Source organism: Chitinophaga sancti (genome assembly GCF_034424315.1).
Taxonomy (GTDB): Bacteria; Bacteroidota; Bacteroidia; order Chitinophagales; family Chitinophagaceae; genus Chitinophaga; species Chitinophaga sancti.
In genome coordinates this window covers 3,534,527-3,556,048 of the sequence record NZ_CP139972.1, presented here as the reverse complement: position 1 = coordinate 3,556,048, position 21,522 = coordinate 3,534,527, and the positions used below count along the sequence as shown (strand labels likewise).

Here is a 21,522-nt window from a genome sequence, read left to right as displayed (position 1 = left end):
GTACATCTTCGGTAAATAAGAATGTACAGTTTTGGTAAATAAGGATGTACAATTGCGAGTATAGGGGTACATGATCAACTTTTAAATTCCCAGTTTTGCTCTACATCAAAGAGGGTAAAATGGATAAAAAGACAATGAGTAATTGGATCATGTATCATGAAATTCATAGATTGGCAAGGGAGGGGCTAAGTAATTTAGCCATAGCAAAGTACGCAGTATGCGATAGACGCACCATAGCCCGGTATTTAGCAATGAGTGAATCGGAGTACGAAGAGTTCCTGATAAAACAGAATAGCCGCCCGAAAGTTCTGGACAAATACGAAGACTTTGTAAAAGGAAGACTGATAGCAGCTCCTGGAGCCAGTGCTGCGCAAATGTTAGACTGGCTTAAAGAACACTATAAGGATCTGCCACGGTTGAATCCCAAGACAGTTTACAACTATGTAATGGGTATCCGGCAGAAGTACAACATTCCGTTAGAAACCATCGAGAGGGAATACTTTGTAGTAGAGGAGTTACCCTATGGTCAACAGGCACAAGCCGACTTTGGAGAGTATTATCTTCGGAACAGTGAGGCAAAAAAGAAGAAAGTGCATTTCTTCACCATGATGTTATCCCGCTCCCGGATGAAATATGTCTACTTCTCATCCATTCCTTTTACAACAGACACCACTATCAATGCCCATGAAGCTGCATTCCAGTATTTTAATGGGATTACAGCTGAATTGGTTTATGACCAGGATAAACTATTGTTGTCTAATGAGCAAATAGGTGATTTGTTGCTTACTTCAAAATTTAAAGCTTATGTACGTGAACAGGCTCTGGGCCTTCATTTTTGCCGAAAAAGTGATCCGGAAAGTAAGGGCAAAATAGAAAATGTCGTGAAATATGTAAAAGGAAACTTCTTATATGGCAGGGTCTATTATGACATAGAAACCCTTCAGCAGCAGGTCTTAGGGTGGTTGACGCGAACCGGAAATGGGGTAGCACATTCCACCACAAGAAAAGTGCCTTTTGCCGAATGGGACATCGAACAGGGTTATTTAAAGCCATGGATGCCGGTAAAAAACAAGCCAGCTTATATTTTACGGTACTTAAGGAAAGATAATACATTTTCGCTTGAGGGTAATTTTTATTCAGTGCCCCAGGGAACCTACAAGAAGGATGTCGAGGTCAAAATCTATCGCAAAGAAAATGAATTGCATGTCTATAGCCAGCAGGACGAGTTTTTGTGTAAACATAGTATCGCAAATAGTAAAGGCAACAAAATCATCAATAGCGATCATAAAAGAGATAAATCTCAAAAGCTGAATGTTTTGATGGAAGAGGTTGCGGCAATGTTTACCGATAGGTCTCTGGCTATCAAATTTTTTGAAATGATCCGGGAACAAAAAGCCAGATATCTGAGAGATCAGTTATTAGCTATCAGGGAGGCCATTCTGGAGCATGATCAAAAAACCTATGATAAGGTATTGGAGAAATGTGTTAGGGAGAAGTATGCCAGTGCTATTGTCTTCAGAGATCTTTTAAAGATGCATGAGCAGGAGAATAAGGAAGAATATGCCCAGACAGGGAAAATTATTCTTTTAGATCCTAATAGCACCAGAAAGGCGGCTATACAGCCAGACAAAAGGGATCTGGGTGATTATGAAAAGATTTTTAACAGTTAAACCGGTGAGGGTAGAGTGAGCATGCATGCTCACTCTACCCTTATTTATATTTAATAATCAAAAGCATATGAAATCAAAAGAAAAGATTAGCGGGCATTGCAGACAACTTAGGCTGGGCGCAATAGGGTCTCAGGTTGAGTCAATAGCAGATAACGCTTCTGCTGAAGGAATTAGTTATCTGGAATTTGCTGAAAAGCTATTGGACATTGAGATCCAACACAGAAATCTAAAAGATATGGAACGTAAAACAAAAGAGGCCCGTCTGCCTATCACCCATAATCTTCAGGAATATGATTGCTCACTGGTAGAAGGAATGCCTGCTTCCCGACTTGAACAACTGAAAGAATTGACCTGGCTGGATCAGAAATTTAATCTAATTGTCCTCGGTCCAAACGGCATCGGGAAATCATTCCTGTCTGCGGGGCTATGCCATCATGCCCTCAAAAATGGCTATAGGGCCTATTTTAGAGCTATGGATGAAATTATGACCATGCTCAGAACAAGAGACATCTCTAAACCCGCCATGGCTGACTATAAACGCCTGCAAAAGGCCCACCTGGTCGTTATCGACGATATCATGATGATCGATATTGCCAGGAATGAAGCGAATGCATTCTTTCATTTTATCAATATGCTCCATGAGAAAACATCCTTCATCATCACTACTAATAAATCGCCAAAAGAGTGGGCTGAAACGATTGGAGATGAAGTTATTACGACAGCTATCCTTGATAGAATTTTATATAGATGTGAAATATTGAAATTGAACGGGGAGAGCTTTAGGTTGAAAAACAGAAAGACAATCTTCTCATCAATCGATTAAATCAGTTAGTTTTGCCTTCCAAAATGTACCCCTATCTGGCAATTTTTATTGTACATCCTTAATTGCCAAAAACTGTACACTGTCCAATACCGACTACAACTGTTTCTAAATTTCTCGTAGAAACTGAATTAGAAAGTGAAGTCCACAAGGATTTGCTCAATCGAAAGTTATTTAAAAGAGTTTTTCAAGTAAAAGTAGTTTTAACAGAGGATGAAAAAACGAATGTTGTTAATATAAAAAGGATAAAAGAGTTAATTGATGATAAACTAAAAGAACTTAGAACCAAAAGTATTTTTGCGGTCAGTGATATGTTCAAAAATGAAGTATTTAAAGATGCGAAGGAAAAAACAGTTTTAATCGGTCTAAAGGCTGAAAAAAAATATAAATTCTCTGATGATTGGGTAGCAGTAGGAAAGGAGTTTAAACTTGCTAATGTGACTGTTTTAATGTTACGAATTTATCTCAAGAGAACTTTTTCAAGTTCTCTTGAATTTGAAGATATGAAAGATAAAATTCTTTTAACTATTAAGGATGAAATTACCAACTTACAAAAATTTTCTTCATGAGATCAGGGAATAACTTATAACAACTACCTCCATAAACAAAATATATGAAACTTTCGATGTGTATTAGGCACTTGTTTTTAATGGTATTTGTTGCCTATTCGAAATTTCCTATTAAAGCCCGGCAAGTTGCCGGGCTTCCTACTTTGAATAAATAAATCGACCATAAATTATCCTGCCATTCTGATCCGCCACAATTTCAACTTCCCATCTTTCCCTTTTCTAAAAGCAAAGATTAAACCATACTCCGACTCCAGTTCCCCATCTGAATCAAAGCTGCGTTTTGTAAAGAATACCTCATCTCTATGCCTTTCTACATCACTTGATGCAAAATACTGGTCAAAATACTTACGCTTCACCAAATCCTTAATTCTATTAGCCAACAGATTCCTGTCTTTTATCACTTCTTCTCCTTTCACAGAAAGCCCACTGAAGGTAAAAGGCAGATCACAATTCAGGAGCACAGAATCTATTTTCTTTTCTTTCAACTGATTTAATATCAAAGTTTTCTGATCCTGAGATCTGACTGATACAGTTATAAAAAGTATCAGGACAAAAGAGGTTAGTAATTTCATCTTTTTATTTTTAAATGTAATTTTATTTATCCAATCCCATTTGTTCCTCTGCTTTTTTCGTCGCAGGTGTAGCCAACGGCGGACCTAATGGAATTTTAGGTAACCAGATAAAATGATAATATCTCACGTTATCCTTCCTTCGTCTTAGTACAACATTTACGGTATTTCCTGTTCGTGAACCGGGTTTTGCTTGGTTACCTCCAAGCTGTGCAAAAGCACCGTCATCTTTACCAATAACAATTGACACGTGCCCTCCTCCACTATCGTCTTTATCCCAATAATTATTATCTTTCCGAACCATCAGAGAACCATAATATGGCGTTTGTACCCGCTCTAATCCCCATTTTGAGGCTTGTAAAAACCACACTCTGGAAGCAGCACTCTTAGATCTTATTACTTGAGGATTCCCTACTGCTAAACAGTAATTTACAAAAGAGGAACACCAGTAAGTATCTTCATACGTATTTTTCAAACCACATCCGACCAGGTGATACTGAGTGATCTGCGGATTATCGCCCTTGTCCTGTTCTTCATTACCAATTTGACTAATGGCCACTTTTATCCATGCATACCGGGGATCAGATAGAATATTCTTATAAGTCAATGGCGAAGTCGCGAACCTATCAGGATTCATATAACTCAACTGCTCATTGATCTTAAAATACCCCGTAAAATTCGCATGAACATTTCCTTTATAATTACCCGTCAATACAGTTGCCTCCTGGAAATAACTCTGGGCATTATTCATCGCGGCTTCTGCTGAAATATTATCTTCACCCACATTCACATAATTCTGGTCTAAGATACTCTTCTCTGCATCATGCTCGCCACTCTTATTGATCAGTGAAATACTCTTATCGCTATTCTTTCGCGCATACCAGTCAGTATTATGTGCACCCGCAGGGTCGATCCTACTTATTGGATTCTGATCAAACACGGAATATGGACTGGCTGACACATTGATGATAGGATCAGGATTCCAACGCTTCCCTATTCTCGGATCATACTCCCAGAACTCTGCAGTGTAACTATTACCTTTACCATTGATATCATTATTCTTCTCCTGCCCGTTAAATCCATATCTATATCCGGATGTATCCACACTATTACTCCTACCCGGCATCGTCATACCATATGGATAATATTCCTGTGCTGATAAAATATATGGCTCATAATGATCTATCACACTACCATCTGTAGACACCCCTATCTTACGATCAGAAACTGATGCCAGTATATTGTCTAAATGATTGGACAGTTCAAACGCCTTTCTGCCACGGATAAAGTCTATGCTTATACCATTGCCCAAACCAGTCATATTTACCGTTGGTAATGATGCAGGCACCTGTACATCCAGGTCTACATGATGAATACCCAGTCTCGTATCTCCATACAAATGGATCTCCGTCTGGCTCAGGTCACCATTATTCACAGCGCTATCTCTTTTGGAATAAATGCTTAATACATGCCCGGAACCATCCCGTACATACCACGTCTCTTTCTTGTTGACAGTTTTACAAACAATATAACCGGCATTATCATATGTATAGGAAATAACTGCACCGTTGGATTTCTTAATACGGGCAATCTTACCAAATACATTCCATTGAATACTATCAATTCCACTAATTTTATCCGCTATCATATTACCAAGGGAATCATAAGCATAATTGCCTGCAGATTGTGCATCTATATCCTCAGCATAATTGCCGGCGGGAACTGAATCATTTATGAAATCCAGCTTGTTAGTGCCTGTCTTATAATGGTATGTCAGTGAATCCATGCTGAGTTGTGTACCAGCTAAGGAGTGATTACCATTACGAAGATACTTCAAAATATTACTATTGGCATCATAGGTCACCTTTTCTTTAAAATCATCCAATGCCACAGGTGTCCAGCTATTGGTTGTTGTATTTAATCCTTTGGAAACCTGCATACCCGTCATCCGGGAAAGCACGTCATAACTATAATTGGATAATAAGGATGTACCTATGGTAGGGATGGTTTGACTGATCGCTGAAATATTACCATCAAATAAAGGATTCAGACCTGGAGCTGAAGCAAAGATATTTAATCCACTAATGGGTTTATAATCACGATCTCCGTAGTAATGTAATGCAAACCCAAATGCATCTTTTGCCACCATACTACCGCTGCTTCCATCCCCGCCCATATCCATTGCTGCTGTAGCAGTTGTACTGTTCTGGCCTTTCAGCAATCCCTGCAAATTATAGGCATAATCAAGCCCCTGTACCTGCTCTTCGCCCAGGACAACCCTTGCTATACCTCCATGTTTGTAGTATTGATAGAATGCTTCATTTTCCCAATAGATGCTGTCACGGCTGGTTTCGACGTTCGTCAGGCGATCCAGTGCATCGTAGGTATACCTGTGGTAATAAGCATCTGAAGCACCCGGCTGATAGGCTACGGAATTGAGTTTTCCTGAAACGAGATCATACCTGTAGACAACCTTCTTGAAACGGTTTTGTGCCTGCTGCATGCTACCTATTTTATAATCCTGTAGCAAGGTATCCACAAAACCATGTGAATCATAACTATAGAAACTGGCAGTAGTGAACTGCATATTATCCTGTGCGGCTGCATTGTCAAACACGGCTGTCCATGACACCCTGTTCCTCAGGTTCTTTGCCGTAAGGTATAAATCGGACAATGCGGTATAAGCATGATCATAACTGGTAGAGATGATCTGTGTCCTTGAAGATCTTGCAGTCGCCATCCATGCATTCAGTTGAGTGGTGTCACGACAAATGAAGTCTGTCATAGGTGCTGCACTGGTCAACTCTCCTGCTTCTGAAATACGGCCTAATGCATCATAAGTAGTATAGGTGTATTTATTTTCAGCAAGTTGCTTAGCATTTTGTGAGAATGCTAGTCTACCCAGTCTGTCATACCAGAAATAGGTGATGCCCTGATCAGGTATTGACTGCATGACCACCTGATTGAATGTATTATACCTGTATTGAGTTACCATTTTATGATCAGGAACCAATGCGGTGCCTGCTGCTCTTGCTGCCTTTACACTATTCAACCAGCTATCTGTGCGATTCACCACCACACCGGCTGGTGGTACCGTCTTTACAAGATTACCTGCCTGATCGTAGTAGTATAAAGTGTAATTGTATTCACTATTGTTATAGGTTACAGTAAAGCGCTCCTTCACTTCAAGTGCCATGGTCAGGTAATCTTTGCCAAAGCTGCCTAACAGCGAATCACGATACACTGTATATAACTCTGTACCCTTACTGACTGCAAAGAATTCATTGTCACTACAGTTGTCGGTACTATCCAGAGAGATCGTTGGGAACACAGATACGGCATTGCCACATAACAATGGTCCACTGTGAACGGTGTAACAGTTACGACAGTCTACTACTGAGTTGCTTGCAGTAAATGAATTCTCTGTAAAGCTCGCACTGCTCCAGCTTGTGCTGCTCGTCATATCCACATCCACTGCCCAAACTTCAGGATATTCCTCTGCTATTGGAGCATCTGAATAACTGTTGGTGAACACACTATCACTACAGCCTACCTTTCCATTTCCCAAGGTCAGCATCAACATACCTTTGCTTCCCAAACCACCTACTGCCGCAAATCCTCCATCTGGTCGTTCTACTACTGCCCGCATTTCAGTGGAGTCGCCCGCACGGATCAGTTCTGACCACAATAGACTATTGTTCCCATCAACCTTCTCCCAAACTACCGCCTGTGGTTTCGTCTTTATGTTCTGGACACTCACATAACCACCATCAGAAGATGGAACGATCGGCATCCATTGTGTAGAAGTTGCTCCATTTACAGGACTACCAAATTGCTGGGTAAAAGTCAGGTTGCCGTCATGATCTACTCCGGCTACAAGGTCCGCACTTCCTCCTCCTGCTTTCGTACTCGTGAACGACATATTGATCAGATGACCTGTAGGTGTGTTGTATAAATGACCTGAGTAACTACCTCCATCTCCTTCATATGTATCGTAAAATAAATAGCTGGTTAATATACTACCCGTATTACGATCTATCTTCATCAGGAAGGTCCTGAACGCAATTCCCATACCTGATGTACAACCTAACAGGTTCACTGTATCTCCGCTCATCGTGAGACTATACCCTTCTTCTCCTGAGTTCGTACCATAACGATGTGCCCATAAGGTCGTACCACTACTGTTCAGGGCCACTAATTCAGCATCGGCGACCGTGTTACCAATGTTATATTTCAACGCTACTATATACCCACCATCGCTCGTTTGAACAATATCACCGCCTCTCTCGCCGTATTGCGTGTTATAAGATAGGGTCTTTGTCCAGCTTTGTGCACCTGTACTCGTCATCTTGATGAGCAGCACTGATTTATTGCTGGTACCTATTGCTATGTATCCTCCATCACTGGTCGCTCGTACCTTCGTTAAGTAATTCGTATTGCTGGCTCCATAGCGTTTCGCCCATTGAAGTGTACCTGCGGCATCCGTCTTCACTAACACTGCATCCGTGTCGCCCACTGCAGCGACCATCTTACCTGCCATTAAATAACCACCATCGGAGGTAATGATCAGGTCTTCAAAGAAAGTATTTTCTCCGTATGTATGAATCGCACTACCTGGAGCATAGGCCGTACAAACTACGCTGTCCATGGACTTCAATACGGCGCAACTATCTCTGAAAGCAAGGTATTCACGCGCTTCTTTGCTGTAACCAAGACCATTATTCATATAGGAAGCAAATAACTCATTCTTAAGATGCTGTACAGAGTCTTCATCTTCGTAAGATGGCATCATCAAGCTATGCGCACTGGTATAACTGTTGTATAGGATCGTAAAGATCGCACAGTCTGTACAGGATGGCGCTGGTCCACATTGAATCAAGGCAGGGATCACCAATTGTGTGGCTGAGTAGTCACAATCTTCATTCTTATTCGCACACGCTGTCAGCAATGCATCCATCTGGCTGGTTGTTAAACTGGTTCCGCGAGTACGATTCAGGTAAGCTGTAAAACTACCATCGGTAGACTTTTTATAAGTCTCATATTCTTTTTCAAGTAAATGCAGGTTATTACATTCACAATCCGTTGGCTTTGTATAAGTCCTGTTATCGCCATAAGTCCGCTGTTGGTCATATGGCAACGGCGCATCTATCAGATACCCCGTACACATCAACGTATCTGTAATTCCAAGTGATTCATTATAGGACAGGATCGTATTCACAAACGTCTGGCCATAACGGGAAGAGAGACTTAAAGGTCTGCCGGTGCTGGCTCCCATCACATGATCCTCATCTGCTCCATCTTTACAGATTTGTAATAATTGTGGAATAAGATTACTTCTTAAGGCTGCCGTATCTACATAATAGGTACAAGCCATCAGCTGATTCATCCACGCCTCTACATAACTCTGGCAATTCGCTGCATAGCTTTCTGACAAGGAAGACTTAGTAAGGGTCCGGATATCTGCAGTATCACCACCTGCGATATAATTGATCCCGCTATTATTATACGCCGTTTGCTGATCCGTAAAATGAACCACTTTACCAGCATTCGTTAATGTCTGGGCGGTTGGATAACCCGTACAGGTCGCCTTTTGTACAAGGCTATCTATGATGTGATTCTTATAGGCTAAATATAATTGTCTAAATGCACGCCATGCCATATCCAGATCTCCTGTACACATGCTACTAGCATTAAATGCCAACGCCGGCGTGTTGTACTTAGCAATACAAGCATTCGTTGTACATTTTAAGGTCGCCGTAGCTACACTGTACATAGACAATGCATTGTTGCCTGTGCCTTGAGAATAATTAGATAACCCACTGGAAAGCAAAGTTGGCTGCATTGAAGCAAAAGGATCTTTATGTGCAGCTACTATCGTAAATGGAAAACTACTGCTACCCATTGGATTCAAATATCCTGAATCAAGGGCTTCCTCATAAGTATCTACCGCTTCGAATACCCTGTCCCATGCTAAACTACCTGCATACTTCTGATACTCCAAATAACGACAATACTCCGGATGAAACTTCAGCAACGCTGCTGCCCAGGACGGTTTGAACTTATCTGAGAAGGTAGCCGAAGACAGATCCTGCGGCAATACATAAGTCCCCACTGCATCATCATAGACACTATCCACTTTACCGTTCTCATTCAGGTAAGTGACAGTATCTCTCTTATAAGGAGGCAATGTATTCTCATCCTTATGATAAAAGATAGAATATATATCTGTGGAGTCATCCACATTCGCATACTGACCAGATGGTGCCGCCAGATCCTGTTCCATCTCATCCTTCATCTCATCCACTGGTGAAGTCGTACCACACAACGCCGCACAAGACACAAAAGCATCATTATAAGCCGTCTGCGCCTCACTACGGTAAGAAGCGGAATCACTATCCGCTATCCCCGCACGTAACATATATTTAGCTCTGAAACTATCCCACGTCCCTAAACTATCCAGACACGTCTGGCAATCAGGCACACAAGTCAAACTAACCAGCAGATTATGTTGCTGTGCAATGAATGTATCCAGTGAACTACACATGTTACGTACCATGAAGATACTATCACGATAGTAAGACAAGGCTGTCTCATTCACCGTCAGTCGCTTCGTAATCTGGTAACTACCTCTTTCCAGTACAATATTAAAATCAACTACAAAGGAATCCGGACTACAATTAGGAACAATTGAATCAGCATTGTAATTATGTAAGATCGTATCAAATGCCTTACCTCCCAGATGCTGATTATATACATCATCTGTGATCATGATCTCCAGATCATACAACCCATTATAACAAACCACGTTACTATCACAATCCTTTTTCTTAAACACTGGTGGCATCAATGCATAATGAAAATGATGATTTCCTTTCTGCACCACCAGCTGACTATGTACACTCTCCAAAGACGTTCCCTTTAACGTATTACCTGAGATCGTATCTGTTACTATAAACCCTGTACTTGACTCCAGATTTTCCAGCTGGGCACTGTCTGGTGTACCTGCCAATGCAGTAGCTATTGTACGCCCATGAATATCAGTATAAGCCACCCTCATCTGTCCATTGGCATCCTCTAATGAATTCTTGAAATAACGACTGTGACAACCCGCCTCAGTACCAAACAACACATCAAGGTCACTTTCTCCCGGTGAATCATAATAAAATTTGGTTTCGTGGTTACTGCCTATTCTAAATGTAGGCCCAGTTCCACCTAACCTGCTGACGCGACCAGTATTATCCTGTGTATAAACTGTCTCTGTAAATGCATACCCTTCTGCATCCGGAATGAAACGGTTCACACCCAGATCTTTTTGCTGATTATTAGCAGAATAATATTGATTCGCACCACTCTCACTAGACATTTGTGCTGCCGCTGCTGAGAGAAAAGTCTCAGGCGAAGGTAACGTATCATATTGCCCTTTATCGTATGCTACTCCATTCAATCCACGATTGAAATTGCGGGAATATTTAATCACTGTATTCAATGTCGGTGCCGGCATTACATCAATCACACCACGACCCTGATAGTCATACATCGTTTCACTTACAACTGTTGTATTCGTAGTATTATCCTTTAGCACCGTCTGCCGGCTACGCATACTACCATCAAAATAAGTGACGCTTACATTTCTTTTCCCCTCCTCCGAGAATGTCACAGCCGATTGCCAGTTTAATGCCCGCTGATGCCCTACAAATGCATAGGACCCCAAGCCACCCGAAAAGTTATCACTCCAGCTGGTTTCCATCCTACTATTATTATCTCTTACCTGCACTGCTCTCACACGGAAATAGACAACACCTCCATCATCGTACATCAGTGGGATATTGTAGCTATTACCAGGGATGGTGACCCTGCTGCAATTGTTACGGAACAATTGATCTTTGGTGCCTAATGCGGACGAATCGACAAAGGTCCATTCCAGATCGTAGAGATCTGCACCTGTGATCTCATCCCAGTGTACAGACAACTCATCCGTAGAGTCTGTATTGACGGTTGTTTTTATATATACATGCTGCACCGCATCATTTGTACAATTTAATTTGTATACCGCATGTACATCCATTTCATTTTTCAGCAATAACGATTTGCTGACTAAGGCACTGTCATTGCTCACAGACAATCCTAATATCCGTACAGTTACATCATGAGAGTTGTTAAAGACAAAGCTACTCCGGCTGGTATAAGCCGCGCTATCTTTATAATTAATAGTAAGGGCAGTCTCTACCGAATCCTTTTGCTGATCAGGACGCAGGTAAATGACACGGATATTCAGTGTAGCTGTAAACGAATCCGGTAAAAGTGTTTTTGCATATTCATCGATATGAAAAACGACAATATTCTTTACCGGGTAGGGTATATCCAAACGACTTACATCGGCAATAAGGATGGAATCCCTTACCTGAAGGGTAGCATCTTTTGACACCTTTGGTCCTTCAAGTACGTTTTTCAGTACCGTGGTACGCTGTCCAAAACTGCTGCCTGCTATCGATAGCAGCAGTAGCAATACAAACAGTCTTAGCAATGATTGCATCTTATTTCATTAAAGGTTAGGAGTAGCCAATACGATCTGATATTCTCTGTATGCAGGTGCTGGTTTATATTCACTTCCTTCTTTGTAAAAGAACTGGTTTTCATTAAACCATGCTGTATCTTTATTAAACGGATGATAGTTGTAAAAACTGGCATTGACCACCGCGTATTCATCATACCCCTGTCCAGCTACTCTTGCCTCCGCATCAGGAGCATCTATCAGCATGGCCGTTTTTATCAGGTACTCCATAGATAACATATGACGTGCTGCAGTATCAATCACCATTTTCAGCTGTTTACAGGCACCCCCTGCCGCAAATCCCACATTGATGATCTTCTTTGTACCACAATAGGTAGTCGTACAACTATTCGCGCCGGACTTTTCCAACACACCCTGCATCTGCCCGATCGGATCCTCTGTATTATCGGACCTGGCAGCCCCTACATACATAATCTTATCCTCGCGGAACAATACAATATTGTACCTGTCATTACTAATGGTTTCTGTACTATCCATTTTGCAATAGTAATTTTTACCAGCTATGACAATAGCTCCATTCAAAGAGTCAAGTAATACAGTGGGCTTGCTTTCATTGGCATAGCTATATTTCATCTCAAAGCCATAGGGCACGGCACTTTCTCTTACCGACTTTATCGCATTGATCGCTTCATCCAGCCCATCCACCTTCTGGGCAAACAACACATTTGCACAGGTCAACAGGAGGCTTACTATAATTAGACGTTTCATCTATAAATCAGTTTTAACTATTCATTGTGTAATGCACTTCTTGCCTCCTTGATGGTCATGATGCCTCTTTCGGTTTCTTTTTTCACACGGATCACGGTACCATCATCATCATATTCATAGAAGGTAGCATAATTGTTCTCATCCAGCTCTGCCATGATACGCAGGCTTTCTGCATTGTAGACAAATGACTTCATATTGGCATTGTACGGATGTATACGCAGGTCATCGAAGTACACCTTGTTAGTGCCAATATTCTGCATATTGATCGTCATTTTGGAAGCACCATCAGGAAGAGTCACCACCTGCTCAATACGCTGCCAGCCTTCTATGATGTTGCCAGAAGGATAAGCCAGTATAGAAGTGTCTCCGGTACTACGGGTCACCACTATATTGATACGGTTACCTGTGTAAGTGACACCATCACACTGTCCGCTTTCTTTTACCCATGCACTCACCACTAACTGTTTTCCTGTGATCGGTGAGAAAGATGGTAACAGGGTTTCTTTACCAGCTTTGATGCCCTTCAGTACATTGGTACTGCTGCTACAGCTATTGGTTCCGGTATTATAAGTGAGTACAAAGTCAGGATCATCAGTACCTGAAATGGTAGTTACGATACCTGCACTCTTACCCGTATCCAAACGAAGACTATAGGCACCTGTATGCTGTATGGTTGAATCAAAATAGCTTTCGTAAGCAGAGAAATCGAAATTGCGTGGCACTGAACAAACACTGTCACAACTATTACCTACGTACTTGTAATCTTCAAATCCATCGTATCCTATTTCCCTGTATCGTGCATTCTGAGCTACTGCTGTAGCCAATGCATCGCGATAACCATACAATCCGGAATTGTACCTGCCTAATGGGTCTTTATTTTCCATTTCAGCACCTTTCCTGTTGAAAAGGGTGCTTTCTGTATTCCATACCCATCTGGAAGTCGCAGTATCCTGCGGCTGCCATGTACTATCTGTAGCAGAGAAGTGCCAGAAGTTGCTGAAATTGCTGATGGTACCATCTGTACGGATGTTTGTATTGCTATTGATAGCAGCGCCGTTACGGGCGTTGTAATACACAAAGGACCGGAGTGGGCGCCAGTTACCCTGAATACCATACCTGTAAGGATTGACACTGGTATCTGTAATGGCACTATAACAGTTATATGAATTAACTGTGCTACAAACGGTACAGGTGTCTATATATATTTTCGCAATGGTGACAGTATCAAGCTGGTTTGTAGTCCATACCAGGTCTAAATAAGGACGTTTGCTGGGATCCGGGTATTTTTCAGAGCAAAAAGTATGATACTGCGTAACAGTATCTACCGGGGAATGGATAGTTTTCCAGGATGCCTGGAACATCACCATCCCTTTGTCAAACGCCGAGTTATCATATATGCCACCATATGAATTTGTACAAAAATTGGTCATGTTATAGGACGCATCATCACTTGGGGTCGTTGTATAAATTGCCTGCCCATCACCCCAACCACCAGGGAAAGACAATGTTGCCGGATCTTTTGAATAAGTGAATGTACTACTACTGAACACAAATACACTGGACCCTGAACAGGCCGTTGTTGGCAAGTGTGCATTCGGATAATAGGGAGGCATGAAACCACTAGGATAAGCAAAGACATGAAGGTGTGCACCAACGATGATCGCCTCATCAGGAATGGCAGCTTTCGCACTATCAAATGCGATCCTGCTCATTATATTGAAGCCACCTGTTTTCCCGTAATTGGATGAAAACCCTATTCTTAAACTTTCAGAGGTAGAATCCACGAAATATGCAGGAAAGGTTGTAGCGGTAGGAAAAAGAGGGGATGCACTAGTCACTTTTGATATCACCAGTGATCTTGTTACGTCCAGTCGCTTATGTACACGTACCGGACCTTTTATATAAGACACCTGCCCTGAGTTGTCGCAAGCGGCCCCGATCATATTCAAAAAATCGATTGACTTACCTGATGTTGATTTCAGGGAAACAGAACAACCGCCAAATTTCAGTTTTACTTCAGTACCTGTAGTCGCTGTAGTAAGGTTGTAAAAATAGCCGGTTTTGTTATCATTCAAGATATCGCAACTGCTTGCCGAAACAGTATGACCAGCAGCTGTTGCATCTGAAATGAGTTTTGAAATCAGTATCTGATTTGTAGCTGTATAAGTGAACAGTTTATTAGACTCTATCAGATAATCAAATACGGGCTTCAGGCAATTACATGTACAGGTAGTCTGCCCGTAAGACCTGCTGGCAGCACCCACCGTCAGCAGGCAAATATATACCAGTATATATAAGGATCTTTTCATTTTAATCTAATTTTTGAATACTAACAGCAGAGCTTTCAGTCGGTGACACCATTATATTTCTTCGTCCATGCGGTGGTACTTTACAATCACCAATAGCACCAAGCCCGACGACGACAGCATTGGCACCGGCTGTAACAATACCCCGAACTGCCGTTCCTGCGGCTACTCTGACCACGACAGGAGAGGTATTTTTATCAACAATTACCTCTCTGCCATCCTCTGTGTTTAGTTTGATCCGGGCAGCAACATCATTATTTGTAACGGTAAACTCTACTGAATCAACTACTGCTGTAATAGTAGCTGCTTTTCGGGCAGATGCCACCGAAGCGGTAGCTGTAGTAGCCGCAGCAGAAGAAGATACTATCCCATTGGCATCTATACATACCGTATTGGCAGTACAATAATCCCAATAATAAGGTTCCTGTGTATAGGATACTGTGATCGCCCAAAGACTGGCATAATCCTCACTTACATGTGACCGGAATGAATCGGCCTTAATGAGAAGTGGTACAGAGAATAAAAATGATTGATTGGCTCCTGTACACCCTCCCCATTCTGAGAAAAGGATCCTTTCATTCCCATACAATGGCCCACAATCATTATTGGTATAAGGATTCGGCACCGTCACACAATTTGACAACAACACCCCCTTCTTACTATCCGGCACCTTCCAGTGATCACTATACTCCATCGCTGATGCTGATACCACTTTTGATGTATTGTCCAGCACCAGACTATACCCCTTATCTGTCCTCACTCTTGGATCATTCAACAACGCCACTGAACCAACCACTCCCTGCATATTCTTCCTGCCTGACTGCACCACTTTCAATGTGATGTCATTTCCTGAGAATGGCTGCCCATCGTCATCCACAAAATAAAGATCTGGCTTACCACCCGTCTGTGCATTCGCATCCACCGTATACATCATGGCTGTTGCAGGAAACGTAGAGATCTGCGGTGCACAATCTGTACCTCCTGTTTTTGATCTTGAATAAGTGAGGATCTTATCACCTCCACTAAAGTAATCTGTCGGTTTTTCCACACCAGATGTGATCCTACCCTGACTGATGTACACATGTTCCAACTCCACATTGATATTCTTATATGCTCCACTCATACCATCATACACCCAGCCTGCCGGCATGCTGAACTGGTAAATAGGATCTCCATATTCATTCTGCGTACTCGTAAGGATCACATTACCCGTCTCTGCATCATACATCAGGTTGCGGGAGATCACCTTACTACCCTTATCTATCGCAATCACACTATCCAATATGCCATGTCTGTATATTACTTTGGAAACCGCCGCTGAATGATACAATGTCTCCTCCCTGTGATACACACTCAGCAACATCGGGATGAGGAACACGGGAGGGAATGCAAATGTGAACAGATCCCCATTGATCTGTATATTGGACGCAGTAGTGACTGAATGTTGTTCCCGCATATCCATCATCACCTCCATATCCTTACCTATCACTGCGGTCGTGTCTATCACACCTTTTGCAGTCATCGCCATCACCGTATTATTCAGGTGCTTGGCCGTTGCTGTCTGATCATCTACACGATAATAATTCTCTGTATAAGTAATCGGGGAAGTTGAATTCGTTTCACTATACATACCTTGTGATTTCACACGACCACTCATGTCATTCAACTCTACTTTGAAACCCTGACTCACTGCCAGGTAATGACGTGCGTTAATTCTTAACAGGTTCGCCAGCTTTGGTTTAAAGCGTTTCTTACCATCTGCCAGCAGGGTCATATCTGTCAGTGTAGGGAAATCGTAACTGGTATAAAAACAGGTTTCATTGAATCCATTTACAGAACGGATATTCTTTGCATTAATGGTTCTCACCCTCACTTTGCAATAACCTATTGACGCTGCCGGGAAGAATTCTTCACCCAGTGGTGTTTCCGTATACCCACTCGCTACCGGTGCCAGTACTGATACCTGTTCAGTATATTCTATCGGCTGGCGCCATGGATTTTCTTCCCCACCTATCAGTGGTTCATAGCTAGCTACCCCACTACTGATCTTTTCCTCCTGACCATTCACCGTGCGGGTAGTGGTATATTGATATTCCTGTCCGTAAATTGATTGACGTTGTTTGGTCATCGCATCCCAGTGGTCGTACATTTTGATGCGTTTTACACGCAGACCACCACCATACTTTTTATAATATGGATTGTTCAACCGAACATAACTCCTTGCCACATCAGCCGTCTTTGCCCAGCCTTTTACTCTTGCCAGCACATCGAAGGTGAGCAGGGTATTAAATACGTTATCTGCCTGACTCGCCAGCATTTTAATGATGTCTATAGCAGTCACATTATCACCTACTTCTGAACCAGGATAAGCTTTGGATGGAAGGTTCAAACGCAGGTAAGATATCGTTGCCTTTGCCAATGGGCTATAGATGCTGGTAGCAAGGTCTGTTTTGCCATAAGTATCGATCGCTTTGATACGTACCCATATCTTACTGCTGTTCTTATAATAACCGTAATTATCAGAGTCTATCGTAGCATAACAAGGGATGTATTCATAACCACTTCCCCATTTATCTGAAGGCATTTTTACATATAACCTGAAGAATAATTTATCTATTCCCTCCAGGTAGCGGGTATATGCCTCCGCTTTACTGCTCACTGTCTTTGGTACATTGATCACGACATACTGGTAGTCTTTACCCGTTTTGTAAAGGTCTGCACTCAGCGAAGTGTTTTCTCCCGGTTCAGTTGCTGAGAACCCTGCTATGCTACACATCTGCGCAGCACGCTTGTTCTGTACATAACCATAGTCATCGCTTTCATAATCGATCTTGATCCTGCCACCTGATGGAATGGTGATGGAATCCAACGCCCAAACTGCTGCATTCTGTGCCGCCACTGCAGAGTCCTGCAGGGAATAAGGATAATCGTTATTATTCAGTTGACCGGGGTTTTGTGTGGATGATTTATAGTTACCCCACCTGTCTACGCTTTGGCTGTTGTAAGCCGGGTTGTTTGCATTATAATTGAACAGGTATGGATGGCGTTTTCCTTTCTGGTTATTATTGTAGGTGAACCAGATCTTTTTCAATGTCAGTTTACCATCGGTACCACCAGCGGTCACAGGGCACAATTCATTGCTATATTCAAAGTGCACCACCTTTAGCGGTTTAGGGTTGCTCTTCATAAATTCTGCCTTGGTATAAAGACGAATGGAATCCAGCTTACGGCCATATGCCCCATAATGTCTTACCCCATTTTCATCTATTGCAGGCAGATCAGTACGTGCACTGATACTGAAGGTCGCGATCATGTCTTTGGACTCAATAGAGTTCAGGTACCACAGTTCTTTCTGACCATAGATATAACTACCCTTATCATCGCGGCTATCTGTTCTCAAGCCTTCGTTATAATTAGCCTGGTTCTCACCTATGGGTGCACGCCAGCTATAAGGGTTATTGATACCTGCTATTCGTGTATAGTTAAATTTAATAGCGTCTCCGGGGTCATCTGCAGTGATCCCATTACCAGTCAGATCCTGGTAATCCGGTGATACGACTGCTGACAACAGGTAGGTATGCGCATAAGCCGGTGTAAGTTCACTGGAAAAGTAATGGTCATTACCACTTGAATTATTCACAGTGTTTTCTGTACCAGCTGTGTACTTTACCAAACCAGTGGCAGTATTACCATTCTTGGCCTGTACAGAGAAAGTTGTACTTTTCTGTTGCAGGTTGTAAACAGGAATGCCATACACATACTTACGCCCGTCCTGATTTACCACATCTATTTCAGAGATATGATTCTTCATACGGAAGCTATTCACCCTGTTTTCATGAGACACATTGTCTACTGCCAAAGAATCTTTAGCTGGTGAATAATACAGGTATTTGCCCGGAATAGTAACGCGGCTCTGTGAAGGATAAGCCCATTGCAATTTCAATACTACATCAGCCTGGTTATTATAATATTCTATTTTTATATCGTAATACTCACCTTCTATGAGGTTCACCTTTGCAGAGTCTGTTTTTGAAGGGTGATCATTCCAGCGCTTAATGATGACAGAATCATTCAGGAATAAACGGATACCATCATCACTCTCTGTATAGAAGGTATAAGTACCGGTTACAGGTGCTTTCACCTTACCTGTCCATCTTGCACTAAATACCGTATTGAAAATACTGTCTTTGATACCTACGTTCATCTGCAGGCGGTTGGCAAAGTTGATGGATGTATCTGTTTTCTCCCTCAGCTTTGTCTGAAATCCTGTTTTGGTATAGAACTCACCCAACAACCCTGTACCATCACCATTCAGATCTTCTGTTATAGTGGTGACAGGGCAGGCACTTGCTTTAAAAACATTCTCTGAATAGTTCTCTATAAACTTTGAGAATCCAGCTGAATTAGCTTCTTCAGCAGTCAGATAGGAAATGACCTGTGTACGTTTTTCACGTACGGTCTTTCCTGAACTACGGGAACTTACCGGCTGATCACCTGTAGACTTCTTATTATTGTATTTGCTCAAAGTACTCGTTGCCTGTATAGTAGAACTACTATTATCTGACTGGTAAAGTTTTACTGCTATCACATCATCATCACCCAGGTTCTTGTAATAATCTTTATCGTTTACTGTCAGCTCAGACGGGTTACGGAAGTAAGCCGCTTCGTAAGAATCGTGTGACTTACTAAACGCAGTGACGTTGGCCATAGTATTATCCTTTGACCATGGCCCGGTCTCTGTATAAGCATAGGTCAATCCCACATCAGCACCGGCATGCACCAGGTCACCTAATGCCAGGTCTACGCCCACATTCAGGGCACTGTATTTTGTTTTGTTATAATGATCAAACACATGCCCTACTTCACCACGATATGCACGGAAGCTACCACCGATACCTTCTCCTGAAACAGACCATACATCATAGGTATAGGATGGGATACCAATATTGGGAACTGCCGGTGTTTCACGATAAGCAATATCCTTTTCGCGGTTGAAGTCCAATAGCACCCTGTTATTAGTACCTGCACCCTGGTAGTTCAGGTAACCATATGCTGGTAAAGCCAGATGCTGATCTTCTGGCTTGATCTCCTGTGTGGAGGAATAACCACTTACAGACACCGTGGTGGCATCTACCTTTTTCTCACCACCTACCTTCAGACTATAGGTTAAGTTTGTATTGGTATAAGGCAGTGTAATGGATGGCAGATAAGAAGGATATGCAAAAGACATCAATGTACCACCACCATGGGTACTATTACTCCAATAGGAGTTTGATTTACCATTGTTCGTAGTGGCCGTATGATATTGTCTGGCACCTACAGAAAGTGACAGCTGACTTAACCCAGAGCGGGAGTTGAAACCCGTTCCCAATCCGACACTGCCTATCAGCGGACCATTATCAGCATCTTTCTTCAACGTCATCTGGTAATCCAGTGATGCACCTACAGATAAGCCATCCATAGAGCTATTCGTGAGTGAAAGCCCCCCGGTCAGGGAACCCATGGCAGAAGAACCAACGTTGATGCTGGGGCTAATACCTGCTTCAAAACCATATCCCTTATAGTTATTATAGGTGATCCCAGCACTTACCCCAACAGACACACCTGATCCAAAAAGTTTTTCTGTAGGCAGACCAATCAGCTCTTCTGAAAGACCGATACTTGTACCTATAGATTTGTTTTCTTTGATCGCCACTACTTTCTGCACAGTGTCTGTTCCATTAAAATCATCTGGTAAACCACGCAGGTTGCGGTTGATAGCTCCCGGGTTCAGGTTCCATCCAAGACCTACCCAGCTGGCATCTTCATCCATACCTGAACCACTGTTATAACCAATGGCTACAGGATATCCACCCACATCCATGAGAGGAATGGTATAGGAAAAGTCTCCACTGAAAAGGTCAACCATATCATCACTGTTCACAGAGTGAAATGCCTGACTTTCCGGTTGGGTAGGACCTCCTATAAATGGCGCTCTTGCAGCCGCAGATGCAGGGTTGAATGCACCTGAAGGGTTAATGGCAGTTCCCGCATTAATCGCAGCAGCAGGATTAAGAGCAATTCTCGCACCAATTGCCGATGCTGGGTTGAGTACACCTCCCGGGTTAATTACAGGTACCGGATTAATCACAGCTGCTCGTTTGCTTGCAGTTAATGGTATAGGGGGATGCGCAGGCAAAGGTAAATACTTACCATTCTTTACCGGCGCTCCAATAGCATACGCAGGAAGCACCATCTCCATGTAGAGTATAGCAAGCATCATTGAAGCAATCAGGCGCTTGCTTCCTGCAACACGATTTAATATCATT

The 21,522-nt window shown here is 42.3% G+C and carries 8 protein-coding genes; 3 read left to right on the top strand and 5 right to left on the bottom strand.

Annotated elements, in window-relative coordinates; translation table 11 throughout:
- Nucleotides 1–119 precede the first annotated feature (119 nt).
- The 3 genes from istA to U0033_RS13590 all read left to right on the top strand — a co-directional run bounded on the left by istA (nt 120) and on the right by U0033_RS13590 (nt 3,059).
- Nucleotides 120–1,670, top strand: coding sequence for an IS21 family transposase (istA, locus tag U0033_RS13600; protein WP_322518490.1), 1,551 nt, complete (start codon nt 120–122; stop codon nt 1,668–1,670).
- 67 nt (nt 1,671–1,737) lie between these two features.
- The gene (gene istB, locus U0033_RS13595) at nt 1,738–2,493 is read left to right on the top strand and encodes an IS21-like element helper ATPase IstB (protein WP_072365684.1); all 756 of its coding nucleotides are present in this window, start codon (nt 1,738–1,740) and stop codon (nt 2,491–2,493) included.
- Between the two features lie 62 nt (nt 2,494–2,555).
- On the top strand, nt 2,556–3,059 hold the full coding sequence (locus U0033_RS13590; RefSeq protein ID WP_072365613.1) for a hypothetical protein: 504 nt from the start codon (nt 2,556–2,558) through the stop codon (nt 3,057–3,059).
- A 167-nt stretch (nt 3,060–3,226) separates the two neighbouring features.
- On the opposite strand, the gene U0033_RS13585 is transcribed toward U0033_RS13590, so the two are convergent.
- From U0033_RS13585 to U0033_RS13565, 5 genes are read right to left on the bottom strand one after another with little or no spacing between them, the layout of a single operon-like run.
- Nucleotides 3,227–3,631 (bottom strand): hypothetical protein, encoded by a 405-nt coding sequence (locus tag U0033_RS13585; protein WP_072365615.1) that lies wholly within the window; start codon nt 3,629–3,631, stop codon nt 3,227–3,229.
- Nucleotides 3,632–3,653: 22 nt separating this feature from the next.
- Nucleotides 3,654–12,161, bottom strand: a complete 8,508-nt coding sequence (locus tag U0033_RS13580) for a hypothetical protein (protein ID WP_072365617.1) — start codon at nt 12,159–12,161, stop codon at nt 3,654–3,656.
- A gap of 9 nt (nt 12,162–12,170) precedes the next feature.
- Complete coding sequence (locus tag U0033_RS13575; RefSeq protein WP_072365619.1) at nt 12,171–12,908, bottom strand: hypothetical protein; 738 nt, start codon at nt 12,906–12,908, stop codon at nt 12,171–12,173.
- Nucleotides 12,909–12,925: 17 nt separating this feature from the next.
- Nucleotides 12,926–15,217 carry a hypothetical protein gene (locus U0033_RS13570; protein WP_072365621.1) on the bottom strand — a complete coding sequence of 764 codons (2,292 nt, stop codon included), beginning with the start codon at nt 15,215–15,217 and terminating at the stop codon, nt 12,926–12,928.
- A 1-nt stretch (nt 15,218) separates the two neighbouring features.
- Nucleotides 15,219–21,521 carry a PA14 domain-containing protein gene (locus U0033_RS13565; RefSeq protein WP_072365623.1) on the bottom strand — a complete coding sequence of 2,101 codons (6,303 nt, stop codon included), beginning with the start codon at nt 21,519–21,521 and terminating at the stop codon, nt 15,219–15,221.
- Nucleotide 21,522: the final 1 nt, after the last annotated feature.

Coding starts and splice junctions, on each gene's coding strand:
- istA (WP_322518490.1), top strand. CDS start 120: ATGGATAAAAAGACAATGAGTAATTGGATCATGTATCATGAAATTCAT.
- istB (WP_072365684.1), top strand. CDS start 1,738: ATGAAATCAAAAGAAAAGATTAGCGGGCATTGCAGACAACTTAGGCTG.
- U0033_RS13585 (WP_072365615.1), bottom strand. CDS start 3,631: ATGAAATTACTAACCTCTTTTGTCCTGATACTTTTTATAACTGTATCA.
- U0033_RS13580 (WP_072365617.1), bottom strand. CDS start 12,161: ATGCAATCATTGCTAAGACTGTTTGTATTGCTACTGCTGCTATCGATA.
- U0033_RS13575 (WP_072365619.1), bottom strand. CDS start 12,908: ATGAAACGTCTAATTATAGTAAGCCTCCTGTTGACCTGTGCAAATGTG.
- U0033_RS13570 (WP_072365621.1), bottom strand. CDS start 15,217: ATGAAAAGATCCTTATATATACTGGTATATATTTGCCTGCTGACGGTG.
- U0033_RS13565 (WP_072365623.1), bottom strand. CDS start 21,521: ATGATATTAAATCGTGTTGCAGGAAGCAAGCGCCTGATTGCTTCAATG.